This window comes from Alkalilimnicola ehrlichii MLHE-1 (genome assembly GCF_000014785.1).
GTDB classification, from domain to species: Bacteria; Pseudomonadota; Gammaproteobacteria; order Nitrococcales; family Halorhodospiraceae; genus Alkalilimnicola; species Alkalilimnicola ehrlichii.
The window spans coordinates 1,845,297-1,867,632 of record NC_008340.1 but is presented as its reverse complement, the minus strand read 5'-3'; the positions used below and the strand labels follow the sequence as shown (position 1 = coordinate 1,867,632).

The following is a 22,336-nucleotide window of genomic DNA, read 5'->3' as shown; positions in this document are numbered from 1 at the left end:
GGGTCACGAAAGTGCCTCAGGCAGCGGAGCATTCGCCCCGGCCGGTGCCGTGGGAGCTCCTGGGCCGTTTCCCATCGGCCGGGCTGCGGGGCGATGTCGGCCGCTATCTGGCATTGGAGGCGGACCTCAGCGAGGGGGTTGAGTGGGTGGAACTGAGCCGGGGCCATCCGCTTCTGGTCGTGGGGTTCGGTGATTGTGTCCGGCTCCAAGGCCTTGGGGCCGCCGACCAACCCGCGGATCGGTTGCAGAGTTTTCTGGTGGGCCCGGAGCAAGGGCCGTTGCTATGCCGGCTCCGGGGGCGGTGTTTTTTTGTCGAAATCAACCTGACGCCCTGGGCCCTCGCCGAGATCCTGGGTGTGGCGCCCGGTGCCCTCGGCAGCAGCCCCATTGCCTTGGAGGATGTGTTGGGCCCCGATGCGCCGGCGCTGAGCGAATGCCTGCGCGGTCACCCTGACTGGCAGGCGCGCCTGGCCGCTCTGGAGACCTTCCTCTGCCTGCGCTTGCGGCAGCGGCCGAGGCGGGGCAGGGCGCCGACGGAGGTGCAGTGGGCCTGGCACCACCTGCAGCGCAGTGGCGGAACGGTGGGGGTTGACCAACTCGTACGGGAGCTCGGCTGGAGCCACCGCTATCTGGCTGCCCGGTTCCGCCAGTTCGTCGGGCTGACGCCAAAGGCGGCAGCGAGGCGACTGCGTTTCGCGCGCGTGCATCGGCGGCTGGCGGCGGGGGATCAGCGCCCGCTGGCCGCGATCGCCCGTCAGGCAGGGTACGCCGACCAGAGCCACATGACCCGGGAATTCCGTGAGTTCGGCGCCTGCACCCCAGCCGAGTACCGTGGGCGGGTACTGTCCTTGCGCCCGCCCACGGCGCCCGGGGCCGGGGAGTCTTGACAGCCCCGGGGGCGATCCGCATAATGCGCTCCACTTGCCGCGAGGCAGGTCTCAGTCCCCATCGTCTAGAGGCCTAGGACACCGCCCTTTCACGGCGGCGACAGGGGTTCGAATCCCCTTGGGGACGCCAGATCGAGAAGCCCGGTCGCCGTTCAGGCGGCCGGGCTTTTTTCGCTTTTGGGCCACCAACCCTGCGGTGTCATAAGGCCTGCTCTGTTAGACTGCAGGTGAAGAGTGCAACCCAAGCGCGGAGCCTGACAGGGAATGAGTGACCAAGCGTTTAAGGCCATCCTGCCTCCCGCCAGCCTCCATCGGCTGGGTCTGCTGGAACAACCCTTCGGGGACCGGCCGCACGGACCCGCGATCTTCGAGGACGCCGCCTACCGCACCCAAGTCAATGTGGCCTTGAACCTGCTGCAGACCGGGGAGCGCGTCCTGCTCGTCCGGGGCGAGCCTGGCCTGGGCAAGTCCACCTTCCTGCGCAAGTTGCTGGACTCCGCTCAGCCGGGGGTGGACTTCCAACCCTGCGTCGCCGACCCGGACCTGCTGTTCAGCGATATCTGGCTCGACTATCTGGAGCGCCTGGATCCGGACACTGACCACGGTGATCACGTCCGCCATACCCAATTGGTGAACCTGATCCAGGCAATGAACCGGCGCGGCATGCGCCCGGTGCTGCTGATCGACGACGCCCACGATCTGGCGGACGACACCGCGGGCCAACTGCTCGATTTCTGGACTGAAATGGCCGAGGCGGGCGAGGGGTTCGGGCTGGTGGCGGCGCTGGACCCGGGCGTGGAGGGCAGCGAGGAGGGCTACCTGGCCGGTACCCGGCTGGATCCGGCGCGGGTTTATAACATCACCCTCTACCCCTACGACTTGGATCAGACGGAACGCTACCTGCGGCATCGGTTTCAGTTGGCCGGCGGCGAGCCCGACCTGCTCAGCCGCAAGGATGTGGAGCGGATCTTCGAGCGTTCGGGGGGGCGGCCCGGCTTCGTCAATCTGGCGGCGCGGGACCTGCTCCAGGACAAGGCGACCCGGGGAGGGCGGGGGTTCGCGCTGGCCTGGCCCGATCTGTCGGGGTTCCGGGTGCGGGCGCCTCAGGGTCGGGCGCGGCACCTGCTGGCGGGTGGCGTGGTGGTCGTGATCGGCGGGCTGCTGGCCATTAACCTGTTCACGGGCGGTGGCGGGGAAGATGCGGAAATCGTCGACGATGAGCTGACGCTCGATCTGCCGCAGCTGAGCCAGGCCGACCCGGAGACCGTGCGTCCGGACGAGGGAGCAACGGACCACCTGCCGCTGGGCATGACCCGCGACGACCCGTTGGCGCCGGAGCAGGGGGAAGCGCCGACGGAGAGCGACCGCCAGCCGGAGGAAACCCCGGTGCCAGATCCCGAGCCGCAACTACAGGCAGAACCGCAACCGGAGCCGGAGATCGCGGCACCGGAGCCCGAACCGAGTGCCCCGGTCCCCGAACCGGAGCCGGAGGCCGCCGACGAAAGGACCGAGGAACCGGCGGCTGACGCGGATGGGGTGGAGGCCTGGCTGGCGCGCGGTGAGGACTGGGCGCGCGGTCAGCCCGCTGATCACTACACCATCCAGGTCCTGGCCGCCGGAGGTGCCGAGACCCTACTGCCCTACCTGAGCCGCCACGGGCTTGAGGAGGATGCCCACCTAGTGTTGACCCGACGCCAGGGCAATGACTGGTATCTGGTCCTCGTGGGCAGCCACGCCGACCGCGAGGCCGCGCGCGATGCCATAGACGCCCTGCCGGAGGCAGTGCGTGCCTCCGGGCCGTGGGTGCGCACTATGGGGTCGGTCGCCGACGTCATGCCCTGAGCCGGACCCGCTGGCCCTGTACCGGTGCCTTGCTAACCGCTGCCGGGGTGGCGGCCGATACCTTGCGGAAACGAAAGGGCCCCGCCGGAGGCGGGGCCCTTAGCAGCGCTCGCTGCCGCCGAGGCGGCCTCCGGGCTCAGTCGCTGTTCATCACGCCGAGGATGTTCAGGAGGCTGATGAACAGGTTGAAGATGGCCACAAACAGGGTGACGGTGGCCATGACGTAGTTGGTCTCGCCGCCGTGGATGATGTTGCTGGTCTCCCACAGGATGAGACCGGACATCAGCAGCACGAACATCACGCTGACCGCCAGCGAGAGCATGGGCATCTGGAAAAAGATCGCCGCCAGCCCGGCCAGAAAGGCCACGATGATGCCGGCGAACAGGAACCCGCCCATGAAGCTGAAGTCCTTGCGCGAGGTCAGGGCGTAGGCCGACAGCGACAGGAAGATGGCGGCGGTGCCGCCAAAGGCCTGCATGACGATCTGCCCCCCGTTGGGCAGGGCCAGGTAGGCGCTGACAATCGGCCCCAGGGTAAAGCCCATGAAGCCGGTGAGGGCGAATACAGCAGGCAGTGCCCAGATGCTGTTACGCAGATAGCTGACCAGGAACAGCAGGCCGAAATAGCCCACCAGGGTGATGATCACCCCGGGGTGCGGTACCTGAAGCACCATGGAGACGCCGGCCATGGCCGCGCTGAAGAGCAGCGTCATGGACAGCAGCATGTAGGTGTTGCGGATGACCTTGTTGGTGGCCAGTACCGACTCGGCCGGCCGCGCCGGGGCTGGGGCCTGGTAGCGGTCTGTCATGGGTTTACGTCCTCCTCATTGCCTCATTCCGCGATCGCGGTTGCACTTCGGTGTTCGGGCCAAGGCCGCTGGAGCCTGACCCAGTCCGGCATACAGTCTAAACCACCTTGCGCGCCAATGGCATAACAACCGTTCCTGCGTCCGATCATCTCTCTTGATGAACTTGGCCAGACGCTGCGGGCGCCCCCTACCCTCACTGCGAACGAGGACCCACCCCCACCGTCACTGCGAACGAGGACCACCCCCACCGTCACTGCGAACGAGGACCCACCCCCACCGTCACTGCGAACGAGGACCCACCCCCCACCGTCACTGCGAGGAGGCGAAGCCGACGTGGCAGTCTACCGCCCTGGATCGCCACGGGCCTTCGGCCCTCGCGATGACGAGGGGAAAGCCTTCGGCCCTCTTGAAGAACTTGACTGTGCCGGAAGCGGAAGGTCGCCCCCACCGTCACTGCGAGGAGGCGAAGCCGACGTGGCAGTCTACCGCCCTGGATCGCCGCGGGCCTTCGGCCCTCGCGATGACGGGTGGGGCGCCCCCCTCGCGATGACGACCGAAAACCCGCGGCCCTCGCCATGGCAGCCCCGCCGTTCCTCGCTGATTCGCGCCCGCGCAGCGGGGCGGGGGGCTCTCGATGCTGTGCTGCAGCAACGGTCGCGGCGGCTCCCAGTGCTTGCGTCGGGGGGCCAAAATGAATAACTTGGGCGCCGCTTCCGGCGTCGCGCCGTTTCCGCGTTGCAACAATCAGAGAGGATGACGTCTTGAACATTGTCTGCCTGGATCTCGAAGGGGTGCTGGTCCCGGAAATCTGGATCGATTTCGCGGAGCTCACCGGCATCGACGAGTTGCGCGCCACCACCCGCGACGTGCCGGACTACGACGAGCTCATGCGGATGCGGCTCTCCGTGCTGGCCAAGCACGAGCTGGGGCTGCCCGACATCGAGCAGGTCATCGACCGTATGGCGCCTCTGGAAGGGGCCAAGGCCTTTCTGGACGGCCTGCGGGAGCAGTACCAGGTGGTCATCCTCTCCGATACCTTCTATGAGTTCGCACGGCCGCTGATGCGTCAGCTGGCCTGGCCGACGCTCTTCTGCCATAAGCTGGGCGTGGAGCCGGACGGGCGCATCAGCGCCTATCACCTGCGCCTGCGCGATCACAAGCGCAAGGCGGTGGAGGCATTCCGGGGCTTGAATTTCCGCACCGTGGCGGCCGGCGATTCCTACAACGACACCACCATGCTGGGGGCTGCGGATGCAGGCATCCTGTTTCGCGCGCCCCGGAACGTGGTGGATGAATTCCCGCAATTCCCCCTGGTGAACGACTACGACAGTCTGCGTGCCCGGGTGGACGAGGCCTTCGCCAGGATGGATGGGTAACGATATGGCCCAACAGCAGCACCAGGCCGGGACCGGCACCACTCCTCCCCGCGCCCTGCGCGTGGCCATCGTGGCCGACACCCATGGTTTCCTCGACCCCCGCATCGCCGACGAGATCGCCGAGTGCGATCTGGCCGTGCACGCCGGCGATATCGGCGGTGCCGCCGTGCTGCTGGCGATGCAGCCGCGGGAGGAACTGGTAGCGGTGAAGGGCAACGGCGATGTGCCCGAGACCTGGCCCTCTCACGAGGTGCACATGCTCGACACCCTGCCCGAGGAGGTGGTGCTCGACCTGCCCGGCGGGCAGCTCGCCGTGGTGCACGGGGAACGCGCCGGCCGGCCGGCGGTACGGCATGACAACCTGCGTGCGGACTACCCGGACGTCCAGGCCATCGTTTATGGGCACAGCCATGAGCTGGTGGTGGACGATGAGAAGACCCCCTGGGTGCTGAATCCGGGCGCGGCGGGGCGCACCCGGACCAAGGCCGGGCCCTCCTGCCTTATCCTGGAGTGCAGCGAGTCGGGTTGGACGGTGCAGCCGCTGCGGCTGGAGCCGCGTAAGTACAAGGCGGTCTGACCCGGCGCGGGCCGGTCGCTTACAATGCCCGCATGACTGCCAGAGCACGCCGCCGCAACCTTCCCGACGCCCTCCGGCAACTTCGGCCCCGCATCGACCGGGCCTTTGGCCCGGCGCGCCCGGCCCTGCGCAAGCGGCTTGCCGGCCTGGAGCGTCGTGCCCACGACGGCAAGCCCTTCGACAAGGGGTTGGTGAAGCTGGAGCGGGACATCGCCGTGGCCTGCCAACGGGCCGAGACCCGCGCGGCGAACCTGCCCAGCCCCCGCTTTGACCCGTCGCTGCCCGTCAACCAGCGGCTGGACGACCTGCGTGAGGCGATCCGCGACCACCAGGTGGTGGTGATCTGCGGGGCCACCGGCTCAGGGAAATCCACCCAGATCCCTAAGATCTGCATGGCGCTGGGCCGCGGGGTACACGGTTGGATCGGCCACACCCAGCCGCGGCGCCTGGCGGCGCGCACGCTCGCTCAGCGGATCAGCGACGAGCTGGGGACGGCGCTGGGTGAGGCGGTGGGCTACAAGGTGCGCTTCACCGATCAGGTGAGCGAGCGTACCCACCTCAAACTGCTCACCGACGGCATGCTCCTGGCAGAGATCCAGCGCGACCGCCATTTGGACGCCTACGACACCCTGATTATCGACGAGGCCCACGAGCGCAGCCTCAACATCGACTTCATCCTCGGCTACCTCAAGCGCCTGCTGCCCCGCCGGCCGGATCTGAAGGTCATCATCACCTCCGCCACCATCGACCCGGAGCGCTTCTCCAAGCATTTCGATGAGGCGCCGATCCTGGAGGTCAGCGGCCGCACCTACCCGGTGGAGGTGCGCTACCGGCCCATGGTGGACGACGAGGACGAGCGCGACGAGGACCTGCCTGGGGCCGTGGTGGAGGCGGTGCATGAGCTGGCCCGGGAGCCGGGGCAGGGGGACGTGCTGGTGTTCCTCTCCGGTGAGCGGGAGATCCGCGAGTGCACCGAAGCGCTGCGCAAGAAACACCCTCCGCACACCGAGGTCCTGCCCTTGTATGCCCGCCTCTCCGCCGCTGAGCAGCAGCGCGTGTTCAACCCTAAGGGGGGTGGCCGTCGGGTGGTGCTGGCCACCAACGTGGCCGAGACTTCGGTCACCGTGCCCGGCATCCGGTACGTAGTGGACTCCGGCTACGCCCGCATTAACCGCTACAGTTACCGGACCAAGGTCTCGCGTCTGCCCATCGAACCGATCAGCCAGGCCTCCGCCAATCAGCGGGCCGGGCGCTGCGGCCGGGAGGCCCCGGGGGTGGCCATCCGCCTGTACAGCGAGGAGGACTTTGCGGGCCGTTCGGCGTTCACCGACCCCGAGATCCAGCGCACCAACCTGGCCGCCGTCATCCTGCAGATGAAGGCCCTGGGCCTGGGGGATATCCAGCGGTTTCCCTTCGTCGAGCCGCCGGAGCACAAGTTCGTCAACGATGGGTTCAAACTGCTGCACGAACTCGGCGCGGTGACGGAGGATCGCGAACTCACCGCCCTTGGACGCCAACTGGCAAGACTGCCGCTGGACCCGCCGGTAGGGCGGATGTTGCTGGCTGCCCGCGAGCAGGGGGTGCTGGACGAGGTGCTGGTGATCGCCGCCGCACTCTCGGTCCAGGACCCGCGTGAGCGGCCCCTGGACGCCCAGCAGGCCGCCGATCAGGCGCACGCCCAGTGGCGGCACGGGAAGAGTGACTTCCTCTCGCTGGTGCTGCTCTGGCAGGACTACCACCGCCAGAAGCGCCGGCTCAGTAACCGCCAGCTTCGCCAATGGTGTCGCGAGCGCTTCCTGAGCCCGCACCGGATGCGCGAGTGGCTGGATATCCACCGCCAGATCCGAGAGCTGGTGAGTGGCCTGTCCGGCGGCGCGGACCGCAAGGGCGCAGGGGGCGGGCCGGGCCGGCCCCTGCGCTCCACCGGGAGCGAAGGGGCGGCCGCCTCGCCGCTGGCCCGCCCGCACACCGTGACCACGGAGCAGTGCGCCGAGTGGCTGGATACCCACTATGAGGCCCTCCACCGCGCGCTGCTCGCGGGATTGGTCAGCAATATCGCACAACACCATGAAAACAAGGAGTATCTCGGTCCGCGCGGGGTGAAGCTGATGATCTTCCCAGGTTCCGGCCAGTTCAAGCGTAACCCCAAGTGGATCGTGGCCGCGGAGTTCGTCGAGACCAGTCGGCTGTTCGCCCGGACGGCGGCGGAGGTGAAGCCGGAGTGGATCGAGCAGACCGCGGCCCACCTGGTCAGTCGCAGCTATGCCGAGCCCCACTGGGAGAAGAAACCCGCCCAGGTGGCCGCGTACGAGAAGGTCACCCTCTACGGTCTGGTGCTCGCCAGTCAGCGCCGGGTCAACTACGGCCCCATAGACCCGCCGGTGGCCCGGGCCATCTTCATCCGGGAGGCGCTGGTTCAGGGCGAGTACCGCACCCGGGCCCCGTTCTGGGAGCACAACCGGCGGCTGATCGAGGAGATCGAGCGCCTGGAGGCCAAGGCCCGGCGCCGGGATGTGCTGGTGGACGAGGAGACCCGCTTCCGGTTCTACGACCAGCGTATCCCCGAGGGCATCTACAGCGGGGCCGCCTTCGAGCGCTGGCTCGGGGAGGTCAGCCGGGATGATCCAAAGCGCCTGCACATGAGCCGTGAGGCGCTGATGCGTGACGACGCCGATCCGGTCTCCGGTGAGGCCTACCCGGACCGACTGCGCCTGCCCGGCGGCTTGGAGCTGCCGCTGGAGTACCACCTGGAGCCGGGCAGCGAGCTGGACGGGGTGGTGGCGCGGGTGCCGGTGGCGGCCCTCAACCAGTTGCGCCCGGAGCCGTTCGAGTGGCTGGTCCCCGGCCTGGTGCACGAAAAAGTGGTGGCCCTGATCCGGGGGCTGCCTAAGGCCATCCGGCGCAACTTCGTCCCGGCGCCCGATTTTGCCCGCGCCGTGCTCGAGGCCATTCCCCATGGCGAGGGGTCCCTGACCGATGCGGTGGCGCGCCAGCTCAAGCGGATGACCGGCGTGGACATTCCCCCGGGTGCGCTGGATGCGGTGGCCCTGCCCGAGCACCTGCGCATGCACTACCGCGTGCTCGATGAACAGGGCAACACCCTGCGTACGGGCAGTGACTTGGCGGCCCTCCAGCAGGGGCTGGGGGATCAGGCCAGTGAGAGCTTCTCCGCCTCCGGCGGCGGGGCCTCGGAATGGACCCGCGAGGGCATCACGACATGGGACTTCGGCGATCTGCCGGAGGCCGTTGAGATCGGGCGTAACGGGCTGACCATCCGCGGATACCCGTGTCTGGTGGACGAGGAGAGCTCGGTCCGCCTCACCCTGGCTGACAGTCCCGATGAGGCGGAGCGCCAGCACCGGGCCGGCGTACGCCGCCTGTATATGCTGGCGCTGCCCCAGCAGGTGCGCTATCTCCGCCGGGGGCTGCCGGGCCTGGACCGGCTGCGTCTGGCCTACCGCGGTCTCGGGTCCGACGAGGATCTGAAGCGGGAGCTGGTCCATGCCGCCGTCGACCGGACCTTCCTCGGCGACGCCCCGCCGCGCACGGAGGCGGCCTTCCGGCAGCGCCTGGAACGGGGCCGGCCGCGACTGGTGGAGAACGCCCAACGGCTGGCGGAGGGGCTGGAGGAGGTGCTGGGACGCTACCAGGCCATCCGCAAAGCCCTGAAGCAGTTCAACGCCCTGGCACTGATGGACAGCCTCAAGGACCTGCAGGAGCACTTGGAATGCCTGGTCTACCCGGGCTTTCTCCAGCAGACACCGCCGGAGTACCTGGCCGAGTTGCCCCGCTACCTGCGGGCCCTGGAGCGGCGGGTGGAAAAGCTGCGGCAGGACCCGGGCCGGGATCGTACGCCTCTGCGCAGTATCCGGCCCTGGTGGGAGCGCTGGCGTGAGCGCCAGAGTCGCCGGGAGGCCCAAGGCAAACCCGACCCTGCCCTAGAGCGCTTCCGCTGGCTGCTGGAGGAGTACCGCGTCTCGCTCTTTGCGCAAGAGGTGGGGGCCCGGGAAAAGGTGTCAGAGAAGCGCTTGAAGGCGGCCTGGAAGGAGGTGGCCTGAGCGGCCGCCGGTGCGCGGTCGTTGCCTTTCTATGTGTTAACCGCTAGGTATTCCGACGAATTACGCACAAGGGGTCTTCTCCCTAAGCTGAAGGTGCGTTCGGGGAAAGCCCAACAGGGGCCCGGACGCGACGGGCCAGTCGCCTGGTCCGGATACAAGGCAGGGATCCCGGATCGGTGATCCACCTTTGACACAGCGGAAGGAGAAGACCATGAAAACCTTGATCCTGAAAACCACGACCGCCCTGACCCTCGGCGCCGGCCTGGCCCTCAGTGGTGTGGCCTCCGCCGAGAACTGGACCACGCACACCTTCCAGGTGGTGGCCAATGCGCCGTCGGCCCAGTTTGCCAGCGACGGCGCCCGGGTGGGCGAGAACTACCAGACCTACCTGCGGTATATCCGCGCCAATGGCGCTGAGGTGCGTTCCGAGGGCCAGGTGCTGGTCGGTGAGAACTATCAGCGCCACCTGAACGACGTGCGGGAGCGTACCGAGGCCCGCAAGGCGGCCAGCCTGGACCGTCAGGGCGAGCAGGCCCGCTCCGGCCCGCGCCACGGCCGGCACAGTGTGCTGGAGCATGGACCGCGGATCCTCGAAGGGTGACCCGTCATGAGGGTATCGAAACCCGGGGCCGTTGCCGCGCAGGGGCGTCAGCGGCCGCCGGGGGACACCACCGGCGGTGGCCACCGCGGCTACGTAGTCCTGCGTATGGCTCCGGGGCCTCCCCGCGCCTAGAGTTGACAGGGCTGGATCTTTACCCCTGGCCATCACCGAGGAGTCCTTTCTATGCGTGCGCCCTATCAAATGAACCTGCCCCTCCGGACGACGGAGGATAGCGATCCGGCGGTCGCCGCCCCCCTGAAAAAGGCCCGGGAGAACCTGGGCTTCGTGCCCAATATGTACGCCGGCATGGCGAATCTCCCCGCCCTGCTGGAGACCTACATGACCGGCTACGAGCGGTTTCGCGCCGAAGCCGGTTTCTCACCCCAGGAGCAGGAGGTCATCTTCCTGACCATCAGCCGCGGCAACGGCTGCGATTACTGCATGGCCGCCCACAGTGTCATTGCCGACAGCATGTCCGGCGTGCCCACCGAGGTCACGGATGCGCTGCGCGACGGCGAGCCGTTGCCGGATGAGCGGCTGGAGGCCCTGCGTCGGTTCACCGAGGTGATGCGTGACACCCGCGGCCGGCCGGACACGGCCGATGTAAACGCCTTTCTCGAGGCTGGCTACGAAGAGAAGCACATCCTTGGCGTGATCCTGGCACTGGCGGTCAAGACCCTCAGCAATTACTCCAACCACCTCTTTGGGCCCGAGGTGGATGCCGCCTTCCAAAGCCGCATTTGGCGGCCCTGATCCAATTCCACCGCGCGGCCCCTAGGGCCGGCGGTCGCCCAGCCGGTTTGCCGCCTGCGGTGTCAGCCCGGTGCCGTGGGCGAGCCGGCGGGCATAGTTGTGGCAGGCCGCGGACCCCTCGGGCCAGATCGCGCGGAACCGGCGGGCCCAGGCGGCCGTGTCGTAGGCGACCGGCACCGCATCGCAGTGAACCCCCCGCAGCACACCGCCATACAGCGCCGGAACCGGGGCCGGGGTCTCGGCAATACGGGTGATCACGCCCCGGCGGTCACCGCGGAAGTTCGGGAGTCCCGCCGCGCCGTTGTTGAAGATCAGGGCCTGCCGCCGCTCCCAGGTGAAGCGCTGGGCGAAGGGCAGGCAGGTGTGGCTGCAGGCGAAGAGGTCCACCTCACTGACCTCGAACCAGCGCCGGATGCGGGACGTGGTGCGCCCCGGGGCCGGCATTTGCTCCAGGGCCAGGCGCCAGCCGGCGAGCGACTCCGGATCGCCGTGGATCACGCCGACGCGGAGATCGCCGACCGCCAACCTGATCTGACGGGGCAGGCCCGACAGTTGGCGGGTGACATCGTGCAGTGCCGGCGTCTCCGCCACCATCCGCTGCAGCCGTGCCATGATCCGGTTGGAGTGCATGACCGTCGCATCGTCCACCGTTTCCGGATAGGCGCATCCGCAGCCGATGCCCGGTGTGGGTTGGGCCAGTTCGGCCTCGACATTGCCGAGAATGGCGGCCTGATTGAGCACCGCCTCCTGAATGTGCCGGAATACCGCCGGGTCGGCATCCAGCCAGTGGAAGTCGCCGTTGAACACCAACAGCGGCTCCGGGTGGCCGGCGGCCCGCTCCCGGTGGGCCAACGCCTGAATCGCGGCCAGCGCCGCATCGTTGCCGTAAAGCCCGCCCACCAGGTAGACCGTGGGGCAGCGGTACAGCGGTGCTGTCCGTAGGGCGTCGGGCCCGGTCTGGTAATGCAGCGGGCAAAGGCGGCCGGGCTGACTCATTTCACGACCTCCATGCGGCCCTGGCGGCCAAGCCAGGCCGCCGCGGTGGCAAGAACCAGGATGGTGACCGTGATCGCCAGCAGCTTACTGTAGTCGTGCTCCAGCCCGGTCAGGGGGGTCAGCAGGTCGATATGCCCGGAGGTCTCCAGGAAGTAGACGACAGCGCCCGTGAAGGCCAGCGTAAAGGAGGTCAGCAGACTGGCCCGGCTAAGCCGCCAGCCGGCCAGTAGGGAGAAGGCGATGACCGGTGTGAGCGCCAGCGACGCGGTTCCACTGACGGCCACGGCGGCGAACAGGTCGTCGGTGCCGAACAGCACCAGTAGCAGCCCGCCCAGGCAGAACAGGAGCATTGCGATCCGGCCGTTGCGGGGTGTGGTCCGGGCCAGTCCCATGTCGGCGATGCTGAGTTTGGCCGCGCTGGAGAAGGTCGAGTCCAGGGTCGAGGCGGCCGACAGGACCAGCGCCACCGCCAGGAGAAACATCACGGGGGTACCCATCAGCCGGTCCAGCGTCAGCAGCACGGTTTCGCCCTCCAGGCGATGCAGGCCCGCGAAAACCCCCAGCAGCCCGAAGGCCAGGATACACACCGCCGAGAGCCAGAAGGCGTGCAGAAAACTGCGCCGTGTGGTGCGGCGGTCGGCGAGGAACCCGCGGTCCATCATGACGGGGTCATGCATGGGGTAGCTGAGCACCTGGAGACCCGCGACCGCCAGCAGGATCCAGCCCGGGTTGTCGATCCCGGGGCTGCTGACCGCCAGCGCCCCGGGGTCAAAGAGCGGATGCAGGAGCATGACCACCACGAGGGCGGCGAGCAGACCGATCAAAAGCACCATCTGCAGGACATCGGTTCGCAGCGACGCCCGGAGCCCGCCGGTGAGGGAATAGACCAGGGTCAGGGCGGCCACCGACAGCATGGCGGTGGTGTTGCCGGCGCTGCCGGCGGCGCCGAAGACGATCCCGACGACCAGCAGGTTGGCGAACACCTCGCTGACCAGGCGCAGCGCCAGGAGTCCGTTCAGGCAGAAGGTCCCCACCCCGCCATACTGGGCCCTCATGAAACCCTGCAGATTGGAGGCGCCGTAGCGGAAGCGAAGGCGATCGATGATCAGCCAGCCGGTGACAAAGGAGCCGTAGTAGGCGGTGTAGGCGAGCACACCGGCGATGCCAAAGAAATAACCCAGGATGGCCGCATTGAGCAATGAGCGGGCAAAGATCCAGGTGGTGACCTGGGAGAGGGTGAGCGTGAGCACGCCGGGCGGCTGGCCCGCGTCGGCGAAACCGCGGAAGAACCCGTTGGCGGTACTGACCCGGGGGGCGATCAGCAAGGTAACCAGCGCCACCGCCGCCAGGGCGATCACCAGGCCGGTCATGGGGAGGTGGGTGAAGCCATCGCTCATGGTCTGGGGGCCTCGTGGCGCAGCCAATGGGTGATCCGGGTGATCGGGCCGGGGCGGGCAAGGAGGAAGCCCTGCAGGTCATTGCAACCCATCTGCTGCAGGGCCGCTGCCTGAGCGGTTGTCTCCACCCCCTCGGCGACGACCTGCAAGCCCAGGCTGTGGCTGAGGTCGGCGATGGTCCGGCAGATGGCCCGGTCCTGGGCATCGTCGGGGAGCCCGGCGATGAAGGAGCGGTCGATCTTGATGCGTTGAATCGGCAGGCGTTTGAGATAGGCCAGGGAGGAGTGGCCGGTACCAAAGTCATCCACCGCCACCTGGACCCCCAGGCGCACCAGCCGGGAGAGGACCTCCTCGCTCCGGGTGATGTCCTCCATCACCGTGCTTTCCGTCACCTCCACCTCCAGGCAGTGACCGGGCAGCTCGTAGTCGCGCAGCAGATCCGCGACGAACCCCGGCAGGCGGCTGTCGAGCAGGTGACGGGCCCCGAGGTTGACCGCCAGTCGTGGTACGGGCAGGCCCAACTGCTGCCATTCGTGGAGTTGCCTGCAGGCAGCCTTGAGCACCCACTCGCCCAGGGGGATGATCAGGTCATGCTCCTCCGCGAGCGGGATGAAGGCATCGGGGGCGAGGAGGCCATCGCTGGGATGGGGCCAACGGACCAGTGCCTCCAGGCCGCTCAGCCTCCTCCGGTCGCTGCTGAGCTGGGGCTGAAACCAGAGGGTCAGCCCCCCGTCATCGATCGCGTTCCGGAGTTCGCGCAGCCGCCGCTGGCGGCTCTCCACCGCCTCGTTCAGCCCCTCCACGAAGAACAGGTAGCGCTGGCGCTCGCCCTGGCGGCTGGCCCGGTGGGCGGCCAACTGGGCATTCCGGAGCAGGGTGGCGGTGTCGGCACCGTCATGGGGGTAGATGGCCCAGCCACCAGAAGCGCGACTGGCGAACTCATGGCCCTGGGAGGTGACACTGCTGTTGAGGACCCCAAGCAGTTGCTCGGACAGCCGTGCCAGCTCATCCACCGAGGCCACCTTGGGGATGAGCAGGGCGAACACCTCCTCGCCCAGACGGGCCAGGGTCTGATCGGGGGCAACTGCTTGCCGTAGGCGTCGGGCCAGCGCGGTAAGCACGAGATCGCCGGCCTGGTGGCCTCCCAGGCCGTTTATGAGGTCCATGTTCTCGATCCGGATGAGCAGTACGGCGGCCCGACCGCGGTCCGACGCCCTCTCACGGAGGGCCTGACCGACCCGGTCACGGAACACCTGACGGTTGGGCAGACCGGTCAGCGCGTCCTCGGTATTGCGCTTTGCCAGCTCCGCCTCAAAGCGCTTGCGGTCGGTGATATCGACCCCGTAGAGGTTGAGATAACCCTCTTCAGGGATCGGATTGATGGCCATCAGGTACCAGCGGCCCTGGACAGCGACCTCTTCGTACGTGACCCGGCCGGCCGTCGTAGCTGCCGTGAGCCGGGGCTGCCAGTCGGCGGGCAGCCGTTGTTCGTCCTCCCAGTGGCGGAGCAGGGGGATTGCGGCCGGGTTGGCGTAAAGGATCTCCCCATCGGGGTTCACCCGCAGCACCGGGTTGCTGTTCTCATCGGGGAACCGGGCCAGGCGTCGGGCCTGTTGTTCAGCGGCCTGGCGCTCCTTCGCCTCCTGTTGCAGTCGGTGATTGGCTTCGGTGAGGGCGGCGGTCCGCCTGGTCACCTGGGCCTCCAGAGTGGTGTTCATGGTCTGCAGGTCCCGTTCCCGCTGGCGGAGTGCGGTGCGGTCCCTGGCCAGGCGTTCCAGCATGTGGTCAAAGGCCTGGCTGGCGGCCCCCAGCTCATCGTCCCTGTTGCTGTTGAGGCGGTAGGCCAGGGGGTGGTCGGGGTCGGCGCCAGCGGCCAACATGTGGCGGTACAAACGGCGCGAGGGGCGGAATACCAGCCGGTCCAGCACCGCCAGCGTGACGGCGGTGACGAACAAGGCGATCAGCAGGACGAGGGCGGCGATGCGCAGCAGGAAGGCGCGCAGCTCGGCGTCAATCCCGGTCGTGTCCAGCCGTGCCCGGACGCCGTAGTCGCGGTTGAGCTGTTCCGGGGTCCAGTGGACCATCAGGGCCCCGTTCCGGCCCCCTTCGCGGGGCTCAGGCAGGCGACCCTCCGGCCGGGCATCGGTCGCCGCAAGGGGCGCACCTACAGAAGATGCGCGTCCCTCCTCTTCCCGCCACTCGATACCGGCGATCGGGGTGTTGTCCAGGAGATGGACCATTGCCGGCCGGTCGTGAGGACCGGAGGGCAGGCCCGCTCGGGCTGCGGCGAGCCCTTGGGCTTCAATGTTCGCCAGCAGTGTCGCCTCGTGGTTCCGATAGGAAGGGAAGAGGATAATGGCCTCAATGGCGATAATGGACACGAAGACCACAGCGGTGATGCGCCGGCATACCCGGCATCCTCGGGGGGCTGTGTGCGCCGGATGGGCGATCGCTGGGTTGCCCGTATGCATGCTCGGCCTTCCTGGGCTGCGCGATGAGTGGCCCCGGCCGGGGCTCGGCCGGCAGGGGACTTGCCTGCCAGCATGCAGGAATGCCGCAACCACAGGAATACGGGGTATTACGCACCCGCGCCGGACCTCGCCGGGGTGCCCGGTCACTCGTTGGGCAGTCGCTCCCGGTAGGCGTCACAAACCAGGGCGAGCCGGGCCAAGTGGGAGGCGCTCCGGGCCTGCATTTTCTGCATCAGGTTGCCCCGGTGGATCTCCACCGTGCGTACGCTGACATCCAGGTCCCGTGCGATGAGCTTGTTCGGTTTGCCGTCCAGCAGCCCTTCCAACACCTGGCGCTCGCGCGGCGTCAGTTGCGCCAGGCGCTGTTCGATCTCTGCGCGGCGTTGCTGGTCCTCGCGGTGGGCCGCCTCCACCTCTAGGGCCTGTTCCACCGCCTCGAGCAGGGCATCGTCACGGAAGGGCTTCTCCAGAAAGTCCAGCGCGCCGTCGTTGACGGCACGGACCGCCATGGGGATGTCGCCATGGCCGGTGATAAAGATCACCGGCAGGTCGATACCGCGCTGACGCAGCTCCCGTTGCAGGGTGAGGCCATCCATGTCCGGCAACCGCACGTCGAGGATCAGGCAGCCGGTGTGCTTGGGGGTCAGCCGCTCGAGCAGACCGCCGGCATCCTCATAGGGGCGCACCATGATCCCCTCGGCGACCAATAGGAAGGTGATGGCCTCGCGAATGTCCTCATCGTCATCCACCAGATGTACCGTAGGTCGCGGTGTCGCCATGGTCGTCCTCCAATGGCAGAGTGAAACGGAATTCCGCCCCGCCGGCGTTGCCGTTGCGGGCGGTGAATGTGCCCCCATGAGATTCGACCAAGGAACGGGAAAGGGCAAGGCCCAGTCCCATGCCGCCCCGCTTCCAGCTGGTAAAGGGCTCGAACAGCAGCGACAGCCGCTCCGGCGGGATGCCTGGGCCGTTGTCGATGACCTCCAGCACCAACTCCCGCCGGCGGCGGTAGACCGCCAGGCGCACCCGCCCGTCGGCGCGGCCGGCGAGGGCTTCCGTCGCGTTGCGCAGCAGGTTGACCAGCACCTGCTCGATCTGCATGGGGGCGATGCGTATCGGGGGCAGGCCGGGCTGGACGTTGACCTTCAGATGGATCCCGCGGCGCGTGAACTCGGGCGCCATCAGGCGTTCCACCCCGGCAATCAGGTGGGCGGGGGCCACCACCTGATGCGCCAGGTCCTGCCGCGCGGCGAAGTCGCGGATTTGCCGGACCGTATGGGCGGCTCGGTGGGCGTTCTGTTCCAGTCGCTCCAGGGCGGTGCCGAGGCCTTCGGTATCACCCCGGGCCAACAGCCGGCGGCTGGCCTGGGCGTAGGTGCTCAGCGCGCACAGCGGTTGGTTGAGTTCGTGGGCGAGAGTGGTCGAGAGCTGACCCATCAGGTTGATGCGCCCGGCGCGTGCCAGATCCTCCAGGTGTTGGCGCGCCCGACTTTCAGCGGCCTCCCGTTCCGCGCTGATCGCGGTCAGCGAAAGGCCGGTGAGGACCAGCAACCCCAACTGGGCATTGAGTGCCAACAGGCTCCGCTCCAGCCCCAGCGCGGCGTAGGGGCCGTGACCCAGCCCGGTGGCGGTCAGCGCCAGCCCCCCGAACACCAGGATGAGGCCACTGGTGATGGGCGCCGGGCAGCGCAATGCTGCATACATGACGAGCGGGAAGACGGCGTAGGAGAGGGGCAACGCCAGGGTCAGGTCGAGCGCCAACAGGTAAGCCACCGCGCCGGTGGCCAGGGTGGCGGTGACCAGCATCATTCCAATGCGCAGGTCCGCGCCTGAGGGCATGACCAGGCGTCCGCCCAGCAGGGTGAACAGGAACGGCGAGATCAGTACCAGCCCCATCAGGTCCGCGCTCCAGCAGACCCACCAGGTTTGGGCGAGGCTCAGGGGGCCGGGACTGGCCGCCAGGCTGTAGGCCCCGACGGTGGCGGCGAGCCCGGAGCTGACGCCGCCGCCGGCCGCTAGCAGCAGGCCCAGGTCGCGCAGCCGTTCCATCCTGGGATCGAAGCGGCAGTAGCGCAGGATTGCCGTGCCCAAGGCCGTGGCCAGCATCGTGACTACCACCGTGAAGGCCTGTTCCAGCGGGGCGACGAGATCGCCGGTGAACCAGACACCGACCAGCGCCGCCGCCAGCCCGACGGCGGGCACCAGGCGATAGCCGTAGAGGAAGACAAAGGCCAGCCCCACGCCGGTGGCCGGCCAGACCAGCGGGATTCCGTATTGGTCGGGGGTGAAGGCAAACCCCCAGACGGCAACCAGGAGGTAGAGGCCGACCAATGAGCCGCTGAGCAGCATCAGGCGGGCCCAGCCGGCGGTGGACGGCCGGCCGGGGCGCGCGGTGATGGTGTGGTTCAGTGGACGCGCCACTACGCTCCCCCGGGATTCGCCATGGTCTGTGGCTGACAGTATGACGGGGCGGCCGGGGCGCGGGTAATGCGTGATAACCCCTAGTCGGCCACCAGGCAGTCGCGGCCCTGCTGCTTGGCCCGATAGAGGCGGTGGTCCGCGAGTTGCAGGAGATGCTCCACGGTGCGGTGGTCTTCGGGCAACTCCGCGATATCAGCGAGACCGGCGCTGGCGGTGATCGACAGCGGGGTCTCGTTGAAACGGAAGTCATGGTTGCGGGTGGTTGTCAGGGCGCGGCGAGTCACCCGTCGCGCCTGCCCGATTTCGGTTCCCACCAGGATCACCACGAACTCCTCACCGCCGTAGCGGGCGACGATGTCGAACACCCGGTGATTGTCCCGCAGGATGTTGGCGAAGCCCTGCAGGATCCGGTCACCGGCCAGATGGCCATGACGGTCGTTCAGGGCCTTGAAGTGATCCAGGTCCACCAGGCTGACACAGAACCGGTGTCCGTGGCGCTCATACTCCTCAATGAGCGCCAGCAGGCGCGCCCGCAGGAAGCGCCGGTTGAACAGGCCGGTGAGCGGGTCGGTCACCGACAGGTTGCGCAGATCCAACTCCAGTTGCCGTCGCACCAGTGCCGCGGCCAGGAGATTGCCGAGGACGACCAACAGGTCGCCCTGATCCTTCCGCCACTCCTTGGGACGCAGCGAGTCGAACCCCAAAAAACCGATGACCCGATCCGGCGTCGCCACCGGGGCACAGACCAGGGTGCGCACCTGCTGCCCCTCCAGCAGCGCCCGCTCCGCCGCTGCTTCGGCGGGCAGCGCTGAGACGTCATTGATGAACAACACCTGGTGCTGGTCGCGCAGCGCCGTCATGTGTCGCTGCCACCACGGGTAGCGGGCGACGGGCATCCGCTGACTGTCCTCCAACAGCGAGGGGACCGCGGGCGCACACCACTCGTGGGTGTTGCTCATGGTCTCGCCATCGTCGGAGAAGAGGTAGAGGTAGGCCCGATCCGCATTGAACAGGGTGCCCGCCCGCCGAAGCAGATCGTCGATCCGGGCATCGGTCTCCTCGGCAGGGCTGCGCACGAACCGGGTGGAGAGTTCAGCGACCAGCTCGTTAAACCGAAGCTGGTAGACCAGTTCGGCCTCCATGCCCTTCCTGGCGGTGATATCGCGGGCGATACCCACAAAGGCGATGACGGTGCCGTCGTCGCCGGTGATGGGTGAAGCATTGGCGGTGTGCCAGCGCCAGTGACCGTCACTGTGCCGCACCCGGTATTCAATGCCGCTTTGCTTCTTGCCGGTGAGGAACAGGCGCCTGAGAAACTCCTCGCAGCCGGGGAGGTCGTCCGGGTGCACGAACCGGGCAATGGGCCGGCCGATGACCTGATCGACCGGGTGGCCGAGGAGCTCCGGCCAGTTGGGGGAGACGTAACTCAGGCGTCCATCCGGTGTCAATGTATAGATTATATCATTTACGTTTTCAACGAGTTGTCGGTATTTCCTCTCACTCAGCAGGAGCTCTTGTTGTAGCGCGCAGTGGCGGTCAATGTCGACGAGGGTGCCAACCATGGCGGGATCCCCGCCCAGGGCCACCGGTTCCAGGCTCAGCTCCACCCAGCGGGTGGTGCCATCACCCCGCTGGACCCTGATCGGGTGCAGTGGGCTGGCCGGTTGCCCGCGCAGGCGGGCGCTGACGTGGGTCTCGACCTCATCGGCGTGGTCGGAATGGATCAGCGGCCGCCATTCAGCCCCGGTCAGCTGCTCTGGCGGGCACCGCAGGATACGGCAGAGCGCGGGGTTGACCGCGATCAGGCGATCTGCCCGGGCCAGGAAGAGTCCGGCCGAGGTGTTCCCGGCAAGTCTCTGAAAGAGCGCGGGTTCATCGGGAAGTGCCTGGGGTTGGTTGCCCACGTCACGGCCAGCGTCGTGACGGGCCCTGAACCGGACCGTGGCGATCAGCCCGATAACGAGCAGGGTGCTGGCCATCAGTACCGGGAGCAACCAGAGTGAGAATACGGGTGTTGGACACCTTCGGAGCGGCCTGCGGGCAGTATGGGCTATTCAGAAAGTCTAATGTGGAAAACCCCAGCCGCAAGCCGACAACGGCTTGCCGGTCCCGTGTCCGGCCCGGGGCTAGTCTTCATGGGGTGCATTGGCGTAGCGGTAGGTGCCCCGGCCGCCGGCCTTGGCCCGGTACATGGCGTGGTCCGCCGCCCGGACCAGCTCTGCCGGGCCGCTGCCATCGTCCGGATAGCGCGCGATACCAATGCTGGCACCCAGACGCAGCTCGGTGCCGTCCAGTTTGAACGGGCGCTCCAGGGTGCGGATGAGCTTCCTGGCCACCTGGCCCGCGTCCTCGGCACAGTGGAAATCCTCAAGTACCAGGACAAACTCATCGCCTCCGATGCGCGCCAGGAGATCGCCGGTTCGGGTGGCGGCATGCAGGCGGATGGCCACCTCCCGCAGCAGGCGGTCGCCGGCGGAATGGCCCAGGGTGTCATTCACCACCTTGAAGCCGTCCAGGTCCAGGAACAGCACCGCCAGCGGTGCGCTGCGTCGACTGGCCCGGGCCAGCGCCTTGCGCAGTTGACGCTGTAATTCCGAGCGGTTCGGTAGGTCGGTGAGGGCATCGAAGCGGGCCAGGTGGTCCAGCCGCGAGAGGGTCTCCCGCCACTCAGTGATGTCCCGAAGTATCGCAAGCTGGGCCACCTGATCACCCCAGGGGATGCGGGCGGTGTGCATTTCGGCCACCACCAGATCGCCCTTGGGGCGGACGATGTCCACCTCCGCCCGCTTGCCACCGAGCGACAGCGCAAACGGGCGGCCGACCAGGGCATTCACTGCGCGCCCGAAAAGCCGTCCGGCCGCCGGGTTGGCGTAGCGCACCGTGCCCGCCTCGTCGATGACCACGATGGCATCGCTGGAATAGCGCACGATATTCCGGAACAGTTCGCTGTCCCCGGGCTCAGGGTCGGGGCCCTGATGCTCATGCACGGACAGCCAGCGCCGTGCGGCGCCGCCGCAGAGGGTGCCGGCCACCGACCGGCCGGAGGGGGTGGCGGGGGTCTGTTTGATCTGCATTCGGGTGTCTAATTAGCGGTAGGGTTGACGTAGTGTGGTGGCCTGGTGCCGTTGGGCTGGCGGCTCAATCGCCGTCGCCCGCTACCAGGGGCTGGATCTCCAGATCCCGGAGCACTTGGTCGTGATCGGCGAGGTCCCCGATGATGCGGCGCATCGGGCGGGGCAGCTCGCGAATCAGTGTGGGTGTTGCGAGGACCTGTTCGTTCTCCGCTGCCTGGGGGTCGAGCAGCACGTCGACGATCTCAATCTCGTAGCGGCCGCGCAGCTCCTCCGCGCAGATGCGCTCCAGGTTCGCCAGCGCCCGGCGCGAACGATCGGTGTGGTCCGAGATGAACAACCGTAATAGAGCGCGTTCGGCCATAGTCCCCACCCTGTCACCAAGTCCCCGACGCAACGAATCCCACAATCGGATTAGTATAATCGAGCTTTGGCCGCGGCCCAAATGGATGCAATGGGTGGAGCCGTCGCGGTAGGCTAGGGCAGGTCAGACGATAACCCATAACCCAAAGGAGGCGGCTCATGGGCTTTGCATTGTCGGATCTCACACTCACCAGTGGCGCGTTCCAGGAGAACGGCGCCATTCCGACCCGCCATACCGGTGAAGGGGAGGACGTCTCGCCGGCCCTGGCCTGGTCCAATGTGCCCGATGGCACTCGCGCCTTCGCGGTCATCTGCCACGATCCCGATGCGCCGCTGGTCAGCCCCAATGGCACCTACGGTTTCGTGCATTGGGTGCTCTATAACATCCCCAACGATGTGGTCGAACTGGCCGAGGGGACGGACCAGTACACACCGGGCAAGAACGACTTCGGTAATGTGGGCTATGGCGGCCCGATGCCCCCGGAGGGGCACGGCCTGCACCGGTACTACTTCTGGGTGCTGGCGCTCAACGACGACGAGCAACTGCCGTCGGGGCTGAGCCTTTGGCAACTGCTCGAGCGGATTGAGCCGAAGATCATCGGTATGAACCGGTTGGTGGGCACCTACCAGCGCGACTGAGCGGTGACCCGGGCGGGCCCGGCGCCGGGCCGGCGACGCTGATGGCGCCGCACGGCGCGGCCGGGTTGTCGCCCGG

Annotated in this window: 17 protein-coding genes and 1 tRNA gene; 9 read left to right on the top strand and 9 right to left on the bottom strand. The window is 67.8% G+C overall.

Annotated elements, in window-relative coordinates; all coding sequences use genetic code 11:
* Positions 1 to 11 precede the first annotated feature (11 nt).
* The 3 genes from MLG_RS14850 (at position 12) to MLG_RS08330 (ending at position 2,729) form a co-directional block, all read left to right on the top strand.
* Entirely contained in the window at positions 12 to 887 is an 876-nt protein-coding gene (locus tag MLG_RS14850) for an AraC family transcriptional regulator (protein WP_011629372.1), read from the top strand.
* A 54-nt stretch (positions 888 to 941) separates the two neighbouring features.
* Positions 942 to 1,017, top strand: a tRNA-Glu gene (locus MLG_RS08335).
* Positions 1,018 to 1,151: 134 nt separating this feature from the next.
* Positions 1,152 to 2,729: an SPOR domain-containing protein gene (locus MLG_RS08330; RefSeq protein WP_011629371.1), complete on the top strand. Its 1,578-nt coding sequence runs from the start codon at positions 1,152 to 1,154 to the stop codon at positions 2,727 to 2,729.
* Positions 2,730 to 2,865: 136 nt separating this feature from the next.
* Here the strand turns inward: MLG_RS08330 and MLG_RS08325 are convergent, their stop codons facing one another.
* The gene (locus MLG_RS08325; RefSeq protein ID WP_011629370.1) at positions 2,866 to 3,537 is read right to left on the bottom strand and encodes a Bax inhibitor-1/YccA family protein; all 672 of its coding nucleotides are present in this window, start codon (positions 3,535 to 3,537) and stop codon (positions 2,866 to 2,868) included.
* A gap of 761 nt (positions 3,538 to 4,298) precedes the next feature.
* Here MLG_RS08325 and thrH point away from each other — a divergent pair.
* From thrH to MLG_RS08300, 5 genes are all read left to right on the top strand, one after another.
* Positions 4,299 to 4,913 carry a bifunctional phosphoserine phosphatase/homoserine phosphotransferase ThrH gene (thrH, locus tag MLG_RS08320; protein ID WP_011629369.1) on the top strand — a complete coding sequence of 205 codons (615 nt, stop codon included), beginning with the start codon at positions 4,299 to 4,301 and terminating at the stop codon, positions 4,911 to 4,913.
* A gap of 4 nt (positions 4,914 to 4,917) precedes the next feature.
* On the top strand, positions 4,918 to 5,490 hold the full coding sequence (locus tag MLG_RS08315) for a metallophosphoesterase family protein (RefSeq protein WP_011629368.1): 573 nt from the start codon (positions 4,918 to 4,920) through the stop codon (positions 5,488 to 5,490).
* A 32-nt stretch (positions 5,491 to 5,522) separates the two neighbouring features.
* Entirely contained in the window at positions 5,523 to 9,548 is a 4,026-nt protein-coding gene (hrpA, locus tag MLG_RS08310) for an ATP-dependent RNA helicase HrpA (RefSeq protein WP_011629367.1), read from the top strand.
* 211 nt (positions 9,549 to 9,759) lie between these two features.
* Positions 9,760 to 10,149, top strand: a complete 390-nt coding sequence (locus tag MLG_RS08305) for a hypothetical protein (RefSeq protein ID WP_011629366.1) — start codon at positions 9,760 to 9,762, stop codon at positions 10,147 to 10,149.
* 183 nt (positions 10,150 to 10,332) lie between these two features.
* Positions 10,333 to 10,902: a carboxymuconolactone decarboxylase family protein gene (locus tag MLG_RS08300; RefSeq protein ID WP_011629365.1), complete on the top strand. Its 570-nt coding sequence runs from the start codon at positions 10,333 to 10,335 to the stop codon at positions 10,900 to 10,902.
* Positions 10,903 to 10,923: 21 nt separating this feature from the next.
* Here the strand turns inward: MLG_RS08300 and MLG_RS08295 are convergent, their stop codons facing one another.
* The 8 genes from MLG_RS08295 to MLG_RS08260 all read right to left on the bottom strand — a co-directional run bounded on the left by MLG_RS08295 (position 10,924) and on the right by MLG_RS08260 (position 21,622).
* Positions 10,924 to 11,898 (bottom strand): metallophosphoesterase family protein, encoded by a 975-nt coding sequence (locus MLG_RS08295; protein WP_011629364.1) that lies wholly within the window; start codon positions 11,896 to 11,898, stop codon positions 10,924 to 10,926.
* Complete coding sequence (locus tag MLG_RS08290; protein WP_011629363.1) at positions 11,895 to 13,295, bottom strand: sodium:solute symporter family transporter; 1,401 nt, start codon at positions 13,293 to 13,295, stop codon at positions 11,895 to 11,897. The genes MLG_RS08295 and MLG_RS08290 overlap by 4 nt, the downstream gene beginning before the upstream one ends.
* Positions 13,292 to 15,379, bottom strand: coding sequence for a putative bifunctional diguanylate cyclase/phosphodiesterase (locus MLG_RS14845; RefSeq protein ID WP_049753549.1), 2,088 nt, complete (start codon positions 15,377 to 15,379; stop codon positions 13,292 to 13,294). Before MLG_RS14845 ends, MLG_RS08290 begins: the two co-directional genes overlap by 4 nt.
* A gap of 530 nt (positions 15,380 to 15,909) precedes the next feature.
* Positions 15,910 to 16,545: a response regulator transcription factor gene (locus MLG_RS08280; protein WP_041717982.1), complete on the bottom strand. Its 636-nt coding sequence runs from the start codon at positions 16,543 to 16,545 to the stop codon at positions 15,910 to 15,912.
* Positions 16,508 to 18,187 carry an ATP-binding protein gene (locus MLG_RS08275; protein WP_011629360.1) on the bottom strand — a complete coding sequence of 560 codons (1,680 nt, stop codon included), beginning with the start codon at positions 18,185 to 18,187 and terminating at the stop codon, positions 16,508 to 16,510. The genes MLG_RS08280 and MLG_RS08275 overlap by 38 nt, the downstream gene beginning before the upstream one ends.
* Before the next feature lie 80 nt (positions 18,188 to 18,267).
* Entirely contained in the window at positions 18,268 to 20,166 is a 1,899-nt protein-coding gene (locus MLG_RS08270; protein ID WP_011629359.1) for a sensor domain-containing diguanylate cyclase, read from the bottom strand.
* Positions 20,167 to 20,313: 147 nt separating this feature from the next.
* On the bottom strand, positions 20,314 to 21,261 hold the full coding sequence (locus MLG_RS08265) for a sensor domain-containing diguanylate cyclase (RefSeq protein WP_011629358.1): 948 nt from the start codon (positions 21,259 to 21,261) through the stop codon (positions 20,314 to 20,316).
* Positions 21,262 to 21,325: 64 nt separating this feature from the next.
* Complete coding sequence (locus MLG_RS08260) at positions 21,326 to 21,622, bottom strand: circadian clock KaiB family protein (RefSeq protein WP_011629357.1); 297 nt, start codon at positions 21,620 to 21,622, stop codon at positions 21,326 to 21,328.
* A gap of 158 nt (positions 21,623 to 21,780) precedes the next feature.
* Here MLG_RS08260 and MLG_RS08255 point away from each other — a divergent pair, with 158 nt between their 5' ends.
* Entirely contained in the window at positions 21,781 to 22,260 is a 480-nt protein-coding gene (locus MLG_RS08255; protein WP_011629356.1) for a YbhB/YbcL family Raf kinase inhibitor-like protein, read from the top strand.
* Positions 22,261 to 22,336: the final 76 nt, after the last annotated feature.